At 31.8% G+C, this 18,724-nt stretch carries 13 protein-coding genes and 1 other RNA gene; 2 read left to right on the plus strand and 12 right to left on the minus strand.

The window, feature by feature from the left end; genetic code table 11:
- Positions 1-175: 175 nt before the first annotated feature.
- A complete protein-coding gene (locus RR409_RS00380) occupies positions 176-1,426 on the minus strand; it encodes an MFS transporter (RefSeq protein ID WP_332555729.1) in 1,251 nt (416 codons plus the stop codon).
- A 371-nt stretch (positions 1,427-1,797) separates the two neighbouring features.
- On the opposite strand from RR409_RS00380, the gene rsmH reads away from it, so the two are divergent.
- Positions 1,798-2,862 (plus strand): 16S rRNA (cytosine(1402)-N(4))-methyltransferase RsmH, encoded by a 1,065-nt coding sequence (gene rsmH / locus RR409_RS00385; RefSeq protein ID WP_332555730.1) that lies wholly within the window; start codon positions 1,798-1,800, stop codon positions 2,860-2,862.
- Between the two features lie 361 nt (positions 2,863-3,223).
- Here rsmH and ssrA read toward each other — a convergent pair.
- The 7 genes from ssrA to RR409_RS00420 all read right to left on the minus strand — a co-directional run bounded on the left by ssrA (position 3,224) and on the right by RR409_RS00420 (position 12,603).
- Positions 3,224-3,577: a transfer-messenger RNA gene (gene ssrA / locus RR409_RS00390) on the minus strand.
- 310 nt (positions 3,578-3,887) lie between these two features.
- On the minus strand, positions 3,888-4,355 hold the full coding sequence (gene smpB, locus RR409_RS00395; RefSeq protein WP_332555731.1) for an SsrA-binding protein SmpB: 468 nt from the start codon (positions 4,353-4,355) through the stop codon (positions 3,888-3,890).
- A gap of 487 nt (positions 4,356-4,842) precedes the next feature.
- Complete coding sequence (gene rnr / locus RR409_RS00400) at positions 4,843-7,134, minus strand: ribonuclease R (protein WP_332555732.1); 2,292 nt, start codon at positions 7,132-7,134, stop codon at positions 4,843-4,845.
- 644 nt (positions 7,135-7,778) lie between these two features.
- Complete coding sequence (locus tag RR409_RS00405) at positions 7,779-8,495, minus strand: pseudouridine synthase (RefSeq protein WP_332555733.1); 717 nt, start codon at positions 8,493-8,495, stop codon at positions 7,779-7,781.
- Positions 8,496-8,597: 102 nt separating this feature from the next.
- Positions 8,598-9,440, minus strand: a complete 843-nt coding sequence (locus RR409_RS00410; protein WP_332555734.1) for a transglycosylase SLT domain-containing protein — start codon at positions 9,438-9,440, stop codon at positions 8,598-8,600.
- 376 nt (positions 9,441-9,816) lie between these two features.
- Positions 9,817-10,305, minus strand: a complete 489-nt coding sequence (locus RR409_RS00415; protein WP_332555735.1) for an LURP-one-related family protein — start codon at positions 10,303-10,305, stop codon at positions 9,817-9,819.
- 291 nt (positions 10,306-10,596) lie between these two features.
- Positions 10,597-12,603: a triple tyrosine motif-containing protein gene (locus RR409_RS00420; RefSeq protein ID WP_332555736.1), complete on the minus strand. Its 2,007-nt coding sequence runs from the start codon at positions 12,601-12,603 to the stop codon at positions 10,597-10,599.
- A gap of 253 nt (positions 12,604-12,856) precedes the next feature.
- Between RR409_RS00420 and RR409_RS00425 the strand changes: the two genes are divergently transcribed.
- Positions 12,857-13,042, plus strand: a complete 186-nt coding sequence (locus RR409_RS00425; RefSeq protein ID WP_332555737.1) for a hypothetical protein — start codon at positions 12,857-12,859, stop codon at positions 13,040-13,042.
- A 184-nt stretch (positions 13,043-13,226) separates the two neighbouring features.
- Here RR409_RS00425 and RR409_RS00430 read toward each other — a convergent pair whose 3' ends face one another.
- From RR409_RS00430 to guaB, 4 genes are all read right to left on the minus strand, one after another.
- Positions 13,227-13,673 carry a YaiI/YqxD family protein gene (locus RR409_RS00430; protein ID WP_332555738.1) on the minus strand — a complete coding sequence of 149 codons (447 nt, stop codon included), beginning with the start codon at positions 13,671-13,673 and terminating at the stop codon, positions 13,227-13,229.
- 2 nt (positions 13,674-13,675) lie between these two features.
- On the minus strand, positions 13,676-15,031 hold the full coding sequence (locus RR409_RS00435; RefSeq protein ID WP_332555739.1) for a glucose-6-phosphate isomerase: 1,356 nt from the start codon (positions 15,029-15,031) through the stop codon (positions 13,676-13,678).
- Between the two features lie 327 nt (positions 15,032-15,358).
- Positions 15,359-16,888, minus strand: a complete 1,530-nt coding sequence (guaA, locus tag RR409_RS00440; RefSeq protein ID WP_332555740.1) for a glutamine-hydrolyzing GMP synthase — start codon at positions 16,886-16,888, stop codon at positions 15,359-15,361.
- A gap of 127 nt (positions 16,889-17,015) precedes the next feature.
- Positions 17,016-18,470 (minus strand): IMP dehydrogenase, encoded by a 1,455-nt coding sequence (gene guaB, locus RR409_RS00445; RefSeq protein WP_332555741.1) that lies wholly within the window; start codon positions 18,468-18,470, stop codon positions 17,016-17,018.
- Between the last annotated feature and the right edge of the window lie 254 nt (positions 18,471-18,724).

Consider the following 18,724-nt stretch of genomic DNA (forward strand, 5'->3'; position numbering starts at 1 on the left):
GATTTTAATATTAGATAGTAGAAACTAGATACTGAGACCTAGGAATAATATCAACTAACTTATTTTAATTGGCTAATATTAGTCTTAGGGTTAGATGATGTTATTCTTGTATGAATAGAAAGAAACAAGATTTGAAGGGTTAGAGTCAGCCCTGACTTTATACCTGCTTATCTATCTAGGCCTGTACTTTTATCTCTGGCTTTGAACCTGTTTCTTCATTTATTACTACCAGCTTTGCCACAACGAGGTTAACTACAGAAGCTGCCGCTGCAAAGAAGAATATATACTGTGGTCCAAAGCTAGTCCAGATTATTCCTCCTATATATGCGCATACTATTGCTACAATATGGTCCATACTCATACCAAGGGACAAAGTTGGAATGATTTCAGACTTGTGAACTGATATGGATCGAAGATAAATTGTTTTTATCATACTCATCTGCATGGACATACGATCCAGTATAATCAGTACAAAGGTCAAAACAACAGGTATCCCCACTTTGACAAGATTTCCTGATGAAAAGCCTGAGGCTAAAAAGCCATAAGCAATATATACCACTATAAAGGAAATGGCATCTACATAAAGCATCTTTCTGATACCGTATCTGTCTAGCCATCTTCCAAGTGCAGGAATAAAAAATATTCCTATAAAGGAGCCGATTATTCCAAGAATTGCAATAGTATCAGCTCTCTTACTTAAAAGATCAATAAGCACCCACGGGCCATAAACTGCCATAATCTGTTTTTGCACACCAGTCATTATTGATAGAATATAATAGTATTTGTATTCCTTGCGAAATATAAGCTTTAGCTTTCTATCTGCTTTGATTGGAACTTTTACAATCCTGTTCATATAAAGAAATAATATAAACACCGCTACAAAAATCACTGCTGCAATAATGAAGGGAATCTTTACGGGCGCAGTCAAACTAAAAAATCCGGTCCTAAATCCAACAAATACCATAACACTTGCAATCATGCTAAAGGCTGTGCTCACCCCTTTGTACTGTCCCATTGTTTTTCCTACTTCTTCATCTTTTATGAGAGACATACCTATGCCGTCCGACAGTGGAAAGAATAAATGCATTCCCATAGAATTTATGAAAAGAAATATACACATTATTGCAAAGGGAGGGGTTAAAAATCCCAGGAATACAAGTCCTATGGTGCTTAAAAGCTGTGCAATTATTGCAATACGTACATCTCCGAGAAAGGAAAGTAATGAAATAACCACAATTGAAAGAATTCCAGGCAGTTCTCTTGGAAATTCAATTAACCCTCTTTGAAAGGCATTTACATTATATGCTTCTTTGAAGTAGTTTGAAAACACACCGTCACTGAGTCCAAGTCCAAGAGCGGTGAGTGCTAATATTAAATAATAAACTAAGATTTCCTTTTTTACATTCTTAAATAATTGAATCTTCACTATACATTCCCCCAGAAGATATTTTATTCACTTATGCCACATCTATAATCATATATCGGAAATAGTGAAGATTGCAATGAAAATGGAAATATTTATTTCCCTCAGCTTAGGACGTAGAATAGTTGCAAATGATATCATTTATCGTCAATGTTCTATATAAAGCTTGTAAGAACGAGGTAAAATCTCTATATTTCTGCATAGAATTTAACCGCTAAAAACAATACTTTTAATACAACTCAATGAAGTATACAATATGATTATTTAGCCGAAAATTTAGAAGGTAAACTGTTGATATTGCTTTAACAAATTGTATCTGCTATTATTAATTTGCAATAAAAATACAAAATATATTATAAGAATGAGGGAAGAGAATGAGCCTAGAAAACACATTGGATGAGAAAGAGCCCAAACATCAGCGACGTACTCGATATAAAGGCACTCACCCTAAGAATTTTAAAGAAAAATACAAAGAGCTGAATCCGGAGAAATATGCTGATGATATTACAAAGATTATTCAAAAGGGTAATACTCCTGCTGGTATGCATATTTCAATTTGCGTAAAAGAAATATTAGAATTCCTACAAATTGCACCTGGCCAAACCGGTTTAGATGCAACACTAGGTTATGGTGGGCATACTTTAGAGATGCTTAAATGTTTAGATTCAAAGGGTCGCTTGTATGCAATTGATGTAGATCCTATTGAATTACCACGCACTAGAGACCGTTTAGAACGTTTGGGTTATGGTTCCGAAATTTTAGAGATTAAGCAAATGAACTTTTCAGAAATAGATAAAGTCACCTCTAAATCTGAGCCATTTAACTTTGTATTGGCAGATTTAGGTGTTTCTTCTATGCAAATAGACAATCCTGATAGAGGATTTACCTTTAAGGCTGAAGGTCCATTGGACTTAAGACTTAATCCAAAAATGGGTATCTCTGCAGCAGATCTTTTAAAAGAAATGACCCTATTTGAAATAGAAGATATGTTGATAGAAAATGCTGACGAGCCACATGCCGCAGTAATCGCTCGTGCTATTCTTTCCAGCATAAAAAAAGGAATTGATATAACCACAACAACACAACTCCGAAACATTATCAAAGATGCTCTGAAATATGTTCCAAGAATCAAAGAGAATGATATTAAAAAATCCTGTCAGCGAACCTTTCAAGCATTGCGAATTAATGTGAATAAAGAGTTTGAAGTGCTAGATGAGTTTTTAGAAAAACTTCCTGATGTCCTTGCTAAGGGTGGCCGTGTTGCCATACTTACATTTCATTCAGGAGAAGACCGTCGCGTGAAAAAATCTTTTCAACACTTTTTTCGTGAAGGCATTTATTCTGAAATAGCGCCTGAGGCTATTCGTCCATCAGCAGAAGAATGTCATGTGAACAGTCGTGCCCGTTCTGCTAAATTACGCTTCGCAATTAAAGCGTAAGGTGTAATATTTTTACTACATCTTTCCCAAAATACAAAATTCCCTTATAATGAACTGCCCTGTGTAGTTCACAAAGAAAAGATAAAATTCTTTAACTGGATTTCCCTAAGTACGGAATCCAGTTTTTTCACTTTTTGTCTCATTGTCCAAACCTTTTTTATGGTTGCTTTAATGACCTTTTCCTTCTTACCTTCATTCTTTAAACTTTTTCCAATCTATGTGAGCTCTAATTTCGCCTTTACATTCTCTAAGTTTTACTTTCTAAAAATATTTTGAAGAACAATCATTATCAAAACAATTGTTTTATAAAGAATTTATGAATTCATAGGAAAAAACCTCAGCATTTCTGCTGAGGTTTTTATGGTGGAGGCGAGGGGAATCGAACCCCTGTCCGAAAGCCATCACAACTAGGCATCTCCGAGTGCAGTTCATCTTTTTACATTCCCTCTATGAAACGCCGATAAACAGGCTTTTCACTTCAGTAGCTTCATTAATTCCGTTTCTAAGTCAAAGCTTTCCTAGACTCGGTTCCCCACTAAATGACGCCCTATCCTAAGTCGTGGGACTCAAAGGTAGAACGAGCTGAACTAAGCAGCTAACGCGAAATTATCTTCTGCGTTTATCTTTATTCCCATAGTTTTTTAAGGCGGGCCCATGAGTTCCCTCCACTCGCTTCCTAGGTGCCACGTACCCCCGTCGAAACCAGTACGCCCCCATGTTAAGTGTTATTAAACGCATTTCCCATGTTCAGTAACCTAAATATTGTTTTAGAAAACTTTAAATATAGTTTCCTAAAAAGTAATTTTGTTAACTTTACATCTAATTATTAAGTTTTAAAAGTTTAAAGTCACTATATTATATAACGCATAAGTATTTTATGCAACTATTTAATACATTATGCAACTTTAATATATTTTGTAACCACCAGAGCTTATTACTAATCGGTGACTACAAAATATATATTACACTAAAGCTACAATAATATCAAGGTACAATCATTACATATGTTGGAAATAACCTTGGTATTATCTATACTTTTCCTTCATTTCTCTATCAATATCTCTTTTAGCAGCTTTTTCTAACATTGCATCTCTCTTATCATAGTCTTTTTTACCTTTACATATTCCAAGAGCAACTTTTATTCTTCCATCCTTAAGATATAGAGATAATGGTATTAGAGTATACCCCTTTTGAGTTGTATATCCTAAAAGTTGATTTATTTGCATTCTATGAAGAAGTAATTTACGTTCTCTAAGTGGATCTCTATTAAAAATGTTTCCTTGTTCATAAGGACTTATATGCATATTTTTAACGAAAACTTCTCCATTTACTATATCAGCATAACAATCTCTAAGGTTTGCTTTTCCTGCTCTTATAGACTTAACTTCTGTACCCACTAGTTCAATTCCTGCTTCTAAGGCTTCTTCTATGAAATAATCATGTCTAGCTTTTCTATTTTCAACTAAGGTCTTAGTTCCTAATTTCTTAGCCATTTTTTCACCTACTTTTACTATATAAGTTAATTTAAAATATACTATATTTCCATGAATTTGTAAATCATTTACTTTTAATGAATTACTATAATACTGAAGTTATTCATTAGAAAAATTAAGGAAAGTCCCTGAATCCCGCATAAATACTATATATTGTTATGTTTTTTTATTGTTATATTCTTTTATCTTTATGTTCTTTTATTCTGGACCGAGACCAATATTTTTATCATTTTATTCCTCTATTTTCATCTTTCCGTAACCCACTGTTAGTGTAATATGGTGATTTTAAATCTGTTATAACTCCAAATTCTAAGAATTTTCTTCCAAAATTTTATCTAGATTTTAAAATCCTATTCCTACAAACTTCACAATGGAATTTTTATTTTATTACTACTATTATAGACAACATTATCAATAATAATATTTCGCATAATACTATGACTTAAATTTCTATAAAAAGGAGCTGTATATAAACAGCTCCCTACCTTTACTCATCTAAGTTATCGATGCTACTCCTTTGTATAATTACAGTGGTATTTTTACCATTATCGTCATCTTCATAATGTTTATTAGACTCAATATCATCTTCATCATCCTCAACAAATTCGGATAATGATATTACTGGATATTTTTCTAAGGCAAGTTCTTCTTCTGGAGATTCCCCACTCTCTTTAACTATATCGAAGTAAACTTCATGTGCTGCAATATCTACTTTAGAGCAAACTACCTTAACTGAATCTCCAAGTCTGTACATATTCTTAGTTCTTTCTCCAATTAAAGCCATGTGTTTATCATCAAATATATAGTAATCATCATCTAATGCACTTATGTGAACAAGTCCTTCTATAGTGTTAGGAAGCTCTACGAACATACCAAAATTTGTAACTGAAGATATAATTCCATCGAATTCTTCTCCAATTCTTTCTGACATGTATTCTGCTTTCTTTAAATCATCTACTTCACGTTCAGCTTCCACTGCCATTCTTTCTGTATCTGAAGATTGCTTAGAAGCTTCATCCACGAACTTTCTAAGTTTCTTCTCTCTACCTTCTCCAAGACCACCATTAATTATTTCTTTTATGATTCTGTGAATTACTAGGTCTGGATATCTTCTGATTGGTGATGTGAAGTGACAATAATATTTTGCAGCAAGACCAAAGTGCCCTACACATTCTGGTGAATATTTAGCTTTCATCATTGAACGTAATAGCAAAGTGCTAACCACATTTTCTTCTCTTTTACCTTTTACTTTTTCCAAGATTTCTTGTAACATTCTAGGATGAACATCATTATTCCATTTCACAATGTATCCTAGATTATGAACGAATTCGTTAAAATGCATTAATTTTTCTTCATCTGGGTCTTCGTGAACTCTATATACAAATGGTGCATTCATCCAGAAGAAGTGTTCTGCTATAGTTTCGTTGGCAATAAGCATGAATTCTTCTATGATTCTATTAGAAACTGCTCTTTCATATGGCTTAACGTCAATTGGCTTTCCATGCTCATTTAAGATTATCTTACACTCTTCGAAATCAAAATCTATTGCACCTCTAGCAAATCTTTTCTTATTAAGAATTTCATATAATTTTTCCATATTTTTAAAATCTTCATATAAATAATCATATCTTTTTATCAATTCTTCATCATTATCTCTTAAGATTTTAGTAACATCAGTATATGTCATTCTTTCCTTTGTTTTAATAATACTTTCAAAAACTTCATGATCTAAAACCTTACCCGTATTGTCTATTTCCATAAAACAACTTAAAGCTAATCTATCCACTTTAGGGTTTAAGCTACACACTCCATTTGAGAGTTTTTTAGGAAGCATTGGAATAACTCTATCTATAAGATATACAGAAGTTCCTCTTCTAAAAGCTTCCTTATCTAGTGTATTATGTTCTCTAACATAGTGAGAAACGTCAGCTATATGAACACCTAGCTTATAATTGCCATTAGCCAATTTCTCCACAGAAACAGCATCATCCAAATCTTTTGCATCTTCCCCATCTATCGTTACCATTTTTAAATCTCTTAAATCTTTTCTTCTTTTATATTCAGCCTCTGGAATCTCCTCTGGTATTTTTTCTGCAAAAGCTTCAACCTCTGGTGGAAACTCCTCTGGTAGGTTATGTTTTCTAATGATGGTTAAGATATCAATACCTTTATCACCCTTATTTCCTAAAATCTCAATTATTTTTCCTTCAGGATTTCTTCTTTGTTCTGGCCAACGAGTGATTTCTACCACAACAATTTGGCCACTTTGAGCTCCATTTCTGTCAGTCTTAGAAATAAATATATCTTGTGCTACTTTTTGGTTATCTGGAACAACAAAGCCAAAGTTTTTACTATCTTCATAAATTCCCACAAGCTTTGTATTTTTTCTTTCAATAACCTTCGCTATTTCTCCTTCACACTTTCTTCCTCTATCTTGTTCTCTCAATATTTTTACTAAAACTCTATCATTATGCATAGCACCATTTACATTGTTAGCTGGTATAAAGATATCTGGTCTTTCTTCATCCGCAATAACAAACCCAAAACCCCTTTGATGTCCTTGGAAGGTTCCAGTGAGCATTCCCATTCTTTCAGGAATCCCGTAGTATTCAGCTCTATTCTTAATTATCTGTCCATCTGCCTCCATACCATCTAAAAGTTTACCGAACTCTTTCATTTCTTTTTTATTTATACTAAAAATTTTCGCAAGTTCTTGTATATTCATTGGCTTATATGCTTGCTCTTTCATAAAATTAATTAAGACTTCTCTAATGTTCATTTTAATGCTCCTTTCAAATCTATAATATACATATTTTTTCACTTATACATTACAACTATTCACGTTCTTCTATAATAAACAAACTTATTCTATTTATAGCAGTGATTTTAGGTCGATATTTTTATTCTTAATATAGAGTTCACAGTAGAATTCTTTAATGCTAAACCCTATAAAATAAAATCTCCTTAAGTCATTTTGTAAATAAGCTAATTTATTATTTAATCACCTAAAGTATCTATATATCAATTATATAACATTTCACTGTAATTATTGTTAATTATACATGATTTTACCATTAAATATTAGTTAATAGATAGTAATTTTAAAATTTATTTTTATCTTTAATAAAAAATGACAATAAAAAAAAAATCCTCTGGTCTCTCCCAGAGGATTTTCCGATGACAAACTATGTTTACAACAAAATTCGACATGCAATAAAGTGCATAACAGCCCTTGGGGTTGGGCTGTTAATAAATAAAAAGGGGGCTATATATCTTTTTATTTATTTTCAAACTTATTATAATATTATTTTTTGAAAAATTCAAGTGTGTTTATAACTTGAATTATAAATAAATTATAAACAAATTGTTAATTCACCATATTTTTACATGTATTTTACAAATTACAGAATATTTTACTCAATGCTATACATTTTTCAGCATTTCTAGCTCTTCTTCAGTAAGTTCTCTGTATTCACCTTCTGATAAACTTTCATCTATAGCTAAAGGACCAAAACTAATTCTTCTTAGATAAACCACGCTTTTTCCTACAGCCTCGAACATTCTTTTTACTTGGTGGAATTTTCCTTCTTGAATAGTTACGTGAACCTTAGCTCCATCTTCATCAGAATTTAGTATTTCAAGCTTAGCTGGCATACAAACATATCCATCATCTAAGGTTATTCCCTTATGAAACTTTTTAATATCACTCTCATCAACTGACTTATTTATTTCTGCATAGTACACCTTATCAACATGATTTTTAGGTGCTATAACTTTATGGTTAAGTTCCCCGTCATTAGTTATAAGAAGCAATCCTACAGTGTCCTTATCTAATCTTCCTATTGGAAAAGGATTAAACACTTGATATTCAGGATCTAAAAGGTCTATAACTGTCTCATCATGATTATCAAAGGTTGCACTAACAACACCATCAGGTTTATTCATCATTATGTAAATGAACTTTCTATAGTTAAGAACTTCTCCCTGTACCTCAATTACTGAATTTATAGGATCTACTTTTTCTGCACTATCCTTAACAGCAATGCCATTAACAATTACTTCCCCTTTTCTACAAAGTGCCTTAACTTCTTTTCTACTTCCATAGCCCAAATTGGCTAAAACTTTATCTAAACGCTCCATAGCCATACCTCACTTTCGTAATACTATTATTATTTACATATTTTTAGCTTTAACATACGTACTAATTGTAAAACATTTAGTATATTATGGCAACAAGGCAGCTTATGGATTATAATACTTCCTAATTTTAACTAAATAGTTTTTAGTTTCAGTTGGCAATTTGTAAAAGTGTTCTTCACCGGTTATTCCTCTTTTTCTCATATTCCCCGGCCCAAAATTATATGCTGCAAGAGCCATATCAAGATCATTATTATGCATCTTTAAATAATCTTTGATATGTCTTGTTCCTGCATCTATATTTTCCTCTATGTTATAAGGATCCTTTACTCCATAATATTTCACATTTTCAGGCATAAGCTGCATTAATCCCATAGCTCCTGCAGAAGACTTCACCTTAGGATTAAAGTCTGATTCTACTTTGATTATAGCTCTAATTAACTCTTCATCCACTCCATGTTTTTTAGAAGCTTCCTTAATTGCTAGTTCTATTCTCTCACCTTCTGTTTTATTGGTATTAACTGCACTTACTGCTGTATTATTTAGAGATCTTAAAACTAAGTCATTAATATGTACACCATCAAATTGATTATTACTGTCTATTCCAATTTTATTCCCTTGCTGCTTATCATTTAATGCCTTAACTAAGGCGCCCAAAACCATTTGAAAACCCTCTGATCCTGATGAGTCTTCACCCCCACCAAAAACCTTTGACAGCATTCCCATTTGAAGCATTTGAGCTAGTCCTTCAGTACCTTGTCCATTTTCTGTGCCTAGCATACTATCTAACCCTAGGTTTCCAAGTCCTAGAGCCTCCAGCATATTACTGCTTGTTGTCCCTTGTGTGCTATTTGCTACCGTAGGATTATTAGTACTTACCTTATTAGTTTTATTATTTATATTGTTGTATGTATTTATGTTATTCATACTTACATTGTTATAGCTCATATATTTTATCCACCTTACATTTAAGATTTATTATAAATTCATCAATTCTTTATTATATTATTAATGGTGCTGGTTCACACCTTTATTCCTTAAACTTAAATTACATAAATTAACCTTATCAAGAATGAAGTAAAACTTTACATTATCCCATCCAATTGCCTAATTAAACATACAATTAAATAATCGTAAATTTTACTTACTTCATTACACTAATTATAGTTAAATTATAATGAATTTTAATATAAAAATATAGAGCCAATTTTAGGGTAAAATTAGCTCTACATTTATAATATGTTCCTATAACTCATAGGAATTTTTTTATTTAAAATTATTTAACCAATAATATGATTTTGTATTTTGAAACAACCAATGCAAATTACTTATTATTTCTATTTTGATCATGAAGTACTTGGTCAATAACTATGCATAAGGCAAGGATAAAAGCATGGTTTTCATTTTCACTTATATCTACAGTATAGCTATCTCTAATAGCTAACCACTTTTTACTAGTTTCTGCTACTTGCACTCCATTTTTATATATTATGAAGTTGTGAGCAAGAATATTTCCACAAATTTCATAGGCTCCTAAAGTACTGTCTATGTCGAACTTTTGAGTAAACAAAGTAAATTGCTTTTTCACCCTTGCTACCTCTTGCCCGAATAAATCAATATAATATTCCGGCATAAAAGCCATTACTTTTTGTCTTATATTTACAACTTCCTGACCATGAATATCATACATTTTTAGTTTATCACCTATGGCAAATACTTTTCCCTTTACAAAGAAAACTTCTCTTTCGGTATAATCCCTTATAGTAAAATCATCACCAAAAGTAAAGATCTTTTGATTTATAATGTACCTCATAATATCACCTCACTTTTATTTTTCCCTATAATTACTAACTAATAATGATCTTTATTTTATTTTCTTTAGTATATAAATTGCAATAAAGAAACTGTATAAATATCAAGCCCTTTTCTGCATTCTTTTTAATATAAGCTACTTTAAGGTGGTTTTACAATATAGAAGACTGCTTTAGCTTATATATTTCCTGTAAAAAAATAAACTCAATAAAAATATAGTACTTAAGTAATATTATATGTTAATTCATATTATTCATTTCTTATTATTATGTTAAGTCATCTCTAAATAAACTTACTGATTTACCTCTATTTCAACAATATCATAGTCTTCATATGCTAGTTTACTAAAAGTACTCTTGCATAGAACTAAAAGTTTGTAATATCCTTTTGAAAAAGGAATAAAGGTATAATAATTTTTCTTGCTATATTTTTGTATAACCTTCCAATCTCCCTTTTCCATTAAATAAAATTCACAAACTATATCTTTTCCACCTTTGCAATCCACTGTAAAATTTACTGCTTCATTACATTTGAACTTTTCATTTTCTACGGTAATATGACAATCAGTGACAGGTGGAGCTTCTAACACTTTGAACTTAACTTCTGTTTTACAATCAGAGTACTTATTACTACTTATATTTCTGCAATGAATTTCTACTACATATTCTCCAGGGCATTTTGGTGTTAGTTTAAACCTTTTTTCCTTGGAAAATTCCGTTTCTTCCACTTCATGCTGATTAATTCTAACTTTGTATTGTACTAAGGTATTTTTAGTATTTTCAGCAATAACTTCTAAAGCATATTCATCCCCTACAACATAAAAATCCTTATTAGAAGTCAAAACATAATCTATTTTTGCTGGCACATATTCTCTACATTCAATATAAATTATAGAATGTACATCATATTCTCTTTTGGATCTTCTATCTTTTACCTGAACCTCAAGTTCATACTTCCCTACTTCTTCTGGTGTGAAATCTACCCAGTTATGTTCACTGTATTCTAATTTATCAATTACTTCTCCATCCTTCATTACTAAAAATGAATACATTAATTCTAATCCACCCTTAGCCACAACTTTAATATTTACGGGTTCATTCACTAACAAATCCTTTTTCTTGTCTAAAATTACTTCCTCTATAGCTATCTTAGCTACATAATCTTCTTCTATTGAAAATTCCATAGTAGCTTTTGCTTCGTATTCTTCTTGGAAATTCTCATCCTTAACCCATAATTCTATTTTATAATTGCCACACTTTTTAGGTGTCCAAACATAGCTATTATTATAACTATAGGTGGAATTGTCGGGGTCGTTTCCATCAATTACAAATCTATATTGCAGTTTGCTCCCACCCGTGGCAATGCCCTTAAGAATTATTCCAGTATTCTCAAGTTGTGGGGAACTTAAATCTGAGGTAAGACTTAATATTTTAATAGGTTTATATAAATCTACAGAATAATGTATAATAGCTCTATCATCATATAGCTCTTGAGAATACATATCTTTTGCAATACATAGTAGCTTATACTTTCCTGCAGCTTTTTCTGAAAAGCTTACTAATCTTTTGGTTGAATAATCTTGAATTACTTTTGAAGTGCCATTTTCATCAACTCTTATAAATTTATATAATATAGTTCTGCTTTCATCATAAGTAGCCTCTACTTCAAAGGTTAATTCATTATCTACTAAAAGTTCATCACAAAGACACTTAAAATTCTTGATTTCCACATCTTCTATTGGCAAAACCTTGAATTTTGCAGATGCAAAATCATCAAATACATTTAGGGACGCCTCCTCCTTACACTCTACAAGAATTTCTAGTTCCCCTTCTATTTTTGCTATATAAGATAATGTATTTTCAATAGAGTATTCCTTGATTAAGTGCCATTTAGCATTCTCCTTAATCCAGTATCTATACATAATTGGAAGCCTGTTAGGCTCTACAGTAACATTAATCTTTTGTCCAATTTTCACTTCTGTCTTGTCCAAGCTTACAGTTTTTATTAATTTTTCTTGTATAGCTCCAATTATAAAATCTATTTTTGAAATATAATCATGAGATTTTTTACTTCCTTCTCTTTTAGCCAGTACCATAATAATATACTTGCCATCTTCTTTAGGATTCCAAAGGGCACAACTGTCTTCATGAAAATCCTTTATTGTTTCCCATGTTCCATCATTTCCAATTAAAAATTTATATAATAATCCATCTTCTATTTTGTTTTCAATGGATATTTTAATTTCTCTACACTTCTCTTGAGGACTTTCTAAACTTGTAATAATATTCATTTCATTCATTACTTATATTCCTCCCCAGCAATCTCAAAACTCTTCTCCATGACATTATGATTATATTATACTATAATTCCATAATATGTAACAATAAAATACTATTTTTTCTTTATATTTTATAAAGAGAAGCTCCTTATTTTGTGGATGATTAGATATCTATCCACCTTTACAACACTTTATGTCATTTAAACTTTTTTATTCTGCATCATAGTAATAAAAATCAAGTTAGATGTAAAAAATATCTGTAAGGAGTGATATTATGGATAAAAATAAAAACGATAGAGATTATCATTATGACCCTGATTATACTTATAAGAAAAAAGACATAACAATTGATACCGTAGAAAATAGTTATCCTATAATTGAAAAAACTAATAATGGACTTTTATTCCCTGAAGGCCCTAAAGACTTTGTAGACATGGAGCAATTTAAGCCTGGACATTAAGAATATGGAAACCTCTGTTTTTCCAGGTAATTTTAACCCTTACTTTAATTTATGCGCACCATAATACAGTATATAAAGTTACTTTTTAGAATGTCATTAAATATAAAAGGATTTGGTGAAAAATAAGTTTCCACACCAAATCCTTTTATATTTTTATTCTTTATTAAAGTATTATTAAAAGCTTTTATACTTCTTCATTTTTTTTCTTTGCTAACCTTATAAGGTTTTCTTTAAGTCTTTCATCATCTTCATTACTTCTTTTCTTATGATTAGAAGTTCTACCTCCACCTCTTCTTACCTTTGCAGAGAGGTGCCTTTCGAATAAAAGCTTCTCAATATTATCATCACTGTATATATTTCCCTTAGGATTTATAGCATAAGCCTTCTTTCCTAGAACCATAGCTGCCACTCCGTAATCTTGAGTCACTACAATATCTCCACGCTGTGCTTCATTAGCAATCTTCATATCTACACTTTGAAAACCACTATCCATATACTTAACTGTAGCATAATCGCTAGTTAATATATGATTCATATCACAATATAATATTAGCTCTAGACCAAAGGTTTTTGCTACTTCTTCAATAATATGCTTTCCTGGGCATGCATCTGCATCTACAATTATTTTCATAATTACTCCTCTAGTTTTTTCTCTAGTTCCTCTTTCAAATCTTCATATCCTGGCTTTCCAAGTAAGGCAAACATATTCTTTTTATAAGCTTCTACCCCTTCTTGATCGAATGGATTTATTCCAAGTAAATATCCTCCAATAGCACAAGCTTTTTCAAAGAAATAAATTAAATAACCTACACTATATGGTGATAGATCTTTAAGACTTATTACGATATTTGGAACCCCACCTTGATTATGAGCAAGAGCTGTTCCTTCCATAGCTTTTTTATTTACAAAATCCATAGTTTTTCCTGATAAAAAGTTAAGCCCATCTACGTTTCTATCATCTTCTTTTAAAGTTAATTCTAACTTTGGAGTTTCAACGTTAATAATGGTTTCAAAAATGTTTCTTAGCCCATCTTGAATGTATTGACCCATGGAATGTAAGTCTGTAGAGAAGTTCACTGATGCTGGGAAAATACCCTTATTGTTTTTCCCATGACTTTCTCCAAATAACTGCTTCCACCATTCACTAAGATACTGAAGACTTGGCTCATAGTTTACAATTATTTCTGTAGTTTTTCCTGTATTGTATAATATATGCCTCAAAGCCGCATATTTATAGCAGTGATTTTTATCAACATCTTCACAGGAATACTCTTCCATAGCATCAAGAGCACCCTTCATTAAACTCTCAATATCTATCCCTGCTGTAGCAATTGGAAGTAACCCTACTGCTGTTAATACTGAGAATCTTCCACCTACATCATCAGGTATTACAAAAGACTCGTAACCTTCACTATCTGAAAGGCTCTTTAAAGCACCTCTAGACTTATCTGTAGTTACATAAATTCTATTTTTAGCTTCTTCTTTTCCATATTTGTTTTCTAGTAGCTCTTTGAAAACTCTAAAAGCAATAGCAGGTTCTGTGGTAGTTCCAGATTTTGAAATTACATTTATCGAGAAATCCTCATCTTTTACAATATCCATAAGATGAGATAAATAAGTAGAGCTTATATTATTTCCAGCAAAGTATATGGCAGGTGTTTTTCTTTTTTCATAAGGTAAATTGTTGTTAAAGCTGTGTGTCAAAGCTTCAATAACTGCCCTAGCCCCTAAGTAAGAACCCCCAATACCAATTACCACAAGAATTTTAGAATCTCTTTTAATCTTTTCTGCTGCTATTTTAATTTTCTCAAATTCAGCTTTGTCATAGTTCTGTGGTAAATCCAACCAACCTAAAAAGTCATTTCCTGCACCATCTCTATTTTCTAATGTATGATGAGCTGCAGTAACCATTGATTTAAATTTCAATATATCTTCCTCATAGGCAAAAGGCATTACTTTTTTTACATTTACACATATTGGTGAACTCATAATTCTCTCCTCCTACATACTAAATCTAATATTCTTTAAAAATTTCATTCAATTATAAATTTATTTTCTTCACAATATTTGAAAGTAAGATTTAGGTTTTACTAACCCAATTCAACTCTTACTAATATCTAAATGTCTACTAAACTTTAACTTATATATTTACTTAATTTCCACTTTTTAGTATACATCACTTTATATCATTAATCAATTCTATGAAAAATATTATAAATTAGAGGGTTATGAGTATTATGAATATGTAAAAAAGACACATAGAAAGGCTGTCTATGTGCCAAATTGAAATATATGTTTAGTAAGAGAAAGGCTATTTTACTCCCACTCTATTGTGGAAGGTGGTTTTGAAGTTACATCATAAACAATTCTGTTTACTCCCTTAACTTCATTCACAATTCTTCTTGATACTTTATCAAGAACTTCATAAGGCACTCTAGCCCAATCTGAGGTCATACCATCAGATGATGTAACGGCTCTTAGTGCTACTGTATGGCAATAAGTTCTTTCATCTCCCATAACCCCAACAGATTGGATGTTAGGAAGGCAAGCAAAATATTGCCAGATTTCACTTTCTAGTCCTGCTATTGCTACTTCTTCTCTAAATATTGCATCTGCATCTCTAACTATTTCTAGCTTTTCTTCAGTGATTTCTCCTAAAACTCTAATTGCAAGACCTGGGCCTGGAAAAGGCTGTCTCCAAACCAAATGATGTGGTATTCCAATTTCTTCTCCCACTGCTCTAACTTCATCTTTAAACAATTCTCTAAGTGGTTCAATTAATTCGAAGGTAATGTCTTCTGGTAGTCCTCCCACATTGTGGTGGCTCTTTATAGTAGCAGAAGTATTTGTTCCACTTTCCACTACATCTGCATAAATTGTACCTTGTACTAAGTAATCTATTTCACCAAGTTTGTTTGCTTCTTCTTCAAATACTCTTATGAATTCTTCTCCAATGATTTTTCTTTTTCTCTCTGGATCAGAAACGCCCTTAAGTTTTCCTAGGAATCTTTCCTGTGCATTTACCCTAATAAGGTTCATATCAAAACCTTTCTTAAAGATTTCTTCCACTTGATCTCCTTCATCTTTTCTAAGAAGACCATGATCAACGAATACACAAGTTAATTGTTTTCCAATGGCTTTATGAACAAGTACTGCTGCCACGGAAGAATCTACTCCACCAGATAATGCGCAAAGTACTTTTTTATCTCCTACTAATGCCTTTATACTGGCAATTTTTTCTTCTGCAAAAGAAGCCATGGACCAATCACCTTTAGCTTTGCATATATTCTTAAGGAAATTAGTTAACATTCTCTCTCCAAATAAGGTATGCTGAACTTCTGGATGGAATTGAACTCCATAAAGTTTTTTATCCTCATTTCCCATTGCCGCTATAGGACATTGATCTGTATATCCAATAATTTCGAAACCTTGTGGCTTTTCTTCTATAAAATCTGTATGACTCATCCAACATTGACTGTGTTCAATCCCCTCAAATAGAAGGCTGTTTGTATTAAGATTTACCTCAGTCTTGCCATACTCTCTAACAGGTGCAGTTTTTACACTACCTCCCAAAGTATGAGCCATAAGTTGTGCTCCATAACATATTCCTAGTATTGGAATATTAAGGTTAAATATTTCTTCCTCTATTTTAGGTGTAGCTTCACCGTATACACTATTTGGACCACCAGTGAAAATAATTCCCTTTGGTGATAATTCTTTTATTTTATCAACTGTGATAGTATATGGCACTATTTCACAATAAACACCATTTTCTCTAACACGTCTTGCTATAAGCTGATTATATTGGCCTCCAAAATCAACTACCAAAACTAATTCTCTATTCATGAATTTAGCTCCCTTCTCTGTATTGTATTGTAAACATATTGGTTAAAATAAGGTTTGTTGCTTATTTATCATAAGCAACTTATACTTATTCGTCTTTAGCTTTGTAATGTACTTATATATTGAAACCTTATACATTTACGCTGTAGTTAGGTGCTTCTTTTGTCATTACTATATCATGAGGATGACTTTCTCTGAGTCCTGAAGAAGTTTGAACTACAAAAGTAGCAGTTTCATATAATTGTTCTAAGGTTTCTGCTCCTAGGTATCCCATTCCAGAACGTATTCCGCCTATAAGTTGGTATATCGTGTCCACTACTGAACCTCTGTATGGAATTCTTCCCTCTACACCTTCAGGTACTAATTTTTTATTATCCTCTTGGAAATATCTATCTTTACTTCCATTTGCCATAGCTCCAATGGAACCCATGCCTCTGTAGACCTTATAACTTCTGCCTTGATAAATTTCAATTTCACCAGGTGCTTCTTCACATCCTGCAAATAAGGAACCCATCATAGTAATTTTAGCTCCCGCAGCTAGTGCTTTCACCACATCTCCAGAGTACTTGATTCCTCCATCTGCTATAACTGGCACATTATATTTATTAGCTTCTTCCACACAATCCATTACTGCAGTAAGTTGAGGAACACCTACTCCTGCCACCACTCTTGTAGTGCATATAGATCCTGGTCCAATACCAACCTTTATGCAATCTGCTCCTGCTTCTATTAGGTCTCTAGTTGCTTCTGCAGTAGCTACATTTCCTGCAATAACTTGAAGTTCAGGGTATTTAGCTTTGATCTCCTTTACAGCTTCAATAACTCCTCTTGAATGTCCATGAGCAGTATCTACTGTTATCACATCAACTTGTGCTTTTGATAGAGCATCAACTCTAATCATTAAATCTTTTGTTACTCCAACGGCAGCTCCACATAGAAGTCTGCCGCTTTCATCTTTTGCAGCGTTGGGAAACTTTACAGCTTTTTCTATATCTTTAATCGTAATAAGCCCTTTTAAGTTAAAGTCCTTATCAACTAATGGTAATTTCTCAATTTTATGCTTCTTTAAAATTTCTTTTGCTTCGTCTATAGTTGTTCCTTCTAGTGCTGTTATTAAGTTTTCACTAGTCATTACTTCACTTATTTTCTTTGTAAAATCTGTTTCAAACACTGTATCCCTATTAGTAATGATTCCAACTAATTTTCCATCTTCAGTAATTGGCACACCTGAAATTCTGTATTTTGCCATTAATCCTAGTGCTTCTTCTATGGTTTTATCCTTTGATAAGAAAAATGGATCTTTAATAACCCCATTTTCTTGTCTCTTAACTCTATCTACTTCACTAGCTTGTGCTTCAATGGACATATTCTTATGAATAATACCAATTCCACCTTCTCTAGCCATTGCAATAGCCATTTTTGCTTCAGTAACAGTATCCATACCAGCACTGATTAAAGGTAAATTTAATTTTATTTTCTTAGTCAAATTAGTAGTTAGCTTAACATCTTTAGGTAACACATCAGACTTGTTTGGAACTAATAATACATCGTCAAAGGTATATGCTTGTTTTAATATTCTTGCCATGATTGTCATCCTCTTTTCTCTTCATTATTCATAAATATTATACTAAAACTCCTTATTGACTCCATGGTTCGTAAATAAGGTATGCTTCTATTAATTCAGATATATTTATGTGATTTATTTATGCAATTTATACTCTAATATTGTCATTAGCTAATAATGATAAATGGCATTACTGCACTTTAAACCGTAAAATTTAGCCTCTTAAATTTACATCATGATTTTAAAAATTATTAGATGTAAATCACAAATCTAAA

The organism is Clostridium sp., assembly GCF_036642255.1.
Lineage (GTDB): Bacteria > Bacillota > Clostridia > Clostridiales > Clostridiaceae > Clostridium_J.

What these genes read in the sequence shown, in the direction of transcription:
- RR409_RS00415 (WP_332555735.1), bottom strand. Translation starts at nt 10,305, where the DNA reads ATGAGGTACATTATAAATCAAAAGATCTTTACTTTTGGTGATGATTTT.
- RR409_RS00420 (WP_332555736.1), bottom strand. Translation starts at nt 12,603, where the DNA reads ATGAATGAAATGAATATTATTACAAGTTTAGAAAGTCCTCAAGAGAAG.
- guaA (WP_332555740.1), bottom strand. Translation starts at nt 16,888, where the DNA reads ATGAATAGAGAATTAGTTTTGGTAGTTGATTTTGGAGGCCAATATAAT.
- RR409_RS00405 (WP_332555733.1), bottom strand. Translation starts at nt 8,495, where the DNA reads ATGGAGCGTTTAGATAAAGTTTTAGCCAATTTGGGCTATGGAAGTAGA.
- rnr (WP_332555732.1), bottom strand. Translation starts at nt 7,134, where the DNA reads ATGAACATTAGAGAAGTCTTAATTAATTTTATGAAAGAGCAAGCATAT.
- guaB (WP_332555741.1), bottom strand. Translation starts at nt 18,470, where the DNA reads ATGGCAAGAATATTAAAACAAGCATATACCTTTGACGATGTATTATTA.
- RR409_RS00430 (WP_332555738.1), bottom strand. Translation starts at nt 13,673, where the DNA reads ATGAAAATAATTGTAGATGCAGATGCATGCCCAGGAAAGCATATTATT.
- rsmH (WP_332555730.1), top strand. Translation starts at nt 1,798, where the DNA reads ATGAGCCTAGAAAACACATTGGATGAGAAAGAGCCCAAACATCAGCGA.
- RR409_RS00410 (WP_332555734.1), bottom strand. Translation starts at nt 9,440, where the DNA reads ATGAGCTATAACAATGTAAGTATGAATAACATAAATACATACAACAAT.
- RR409_RS00435 (WP_332555739.1), bottom strand. Translation starts at nt 15,031, where the DNA reads ATGAGTTCACCAATATGTGTAAATGTAAAAAAAGTAATGCCTTTTGCC.
- RR409_RS00425 (WP_332555737.1), top strand. Translation starts at nt 12,857, where the DNA reads ATGGATAAAAATAAAAACGATAGAGATTATCATTATGACCCTGATTAT.
- smpB (WP_332555731.1), bottom strand. Translation starts at nt 4,355, where the DNA reads ATGGCTAAGAAATTAGGAACTAAGACCTTAGTTGAAAATAGAAAAGCT.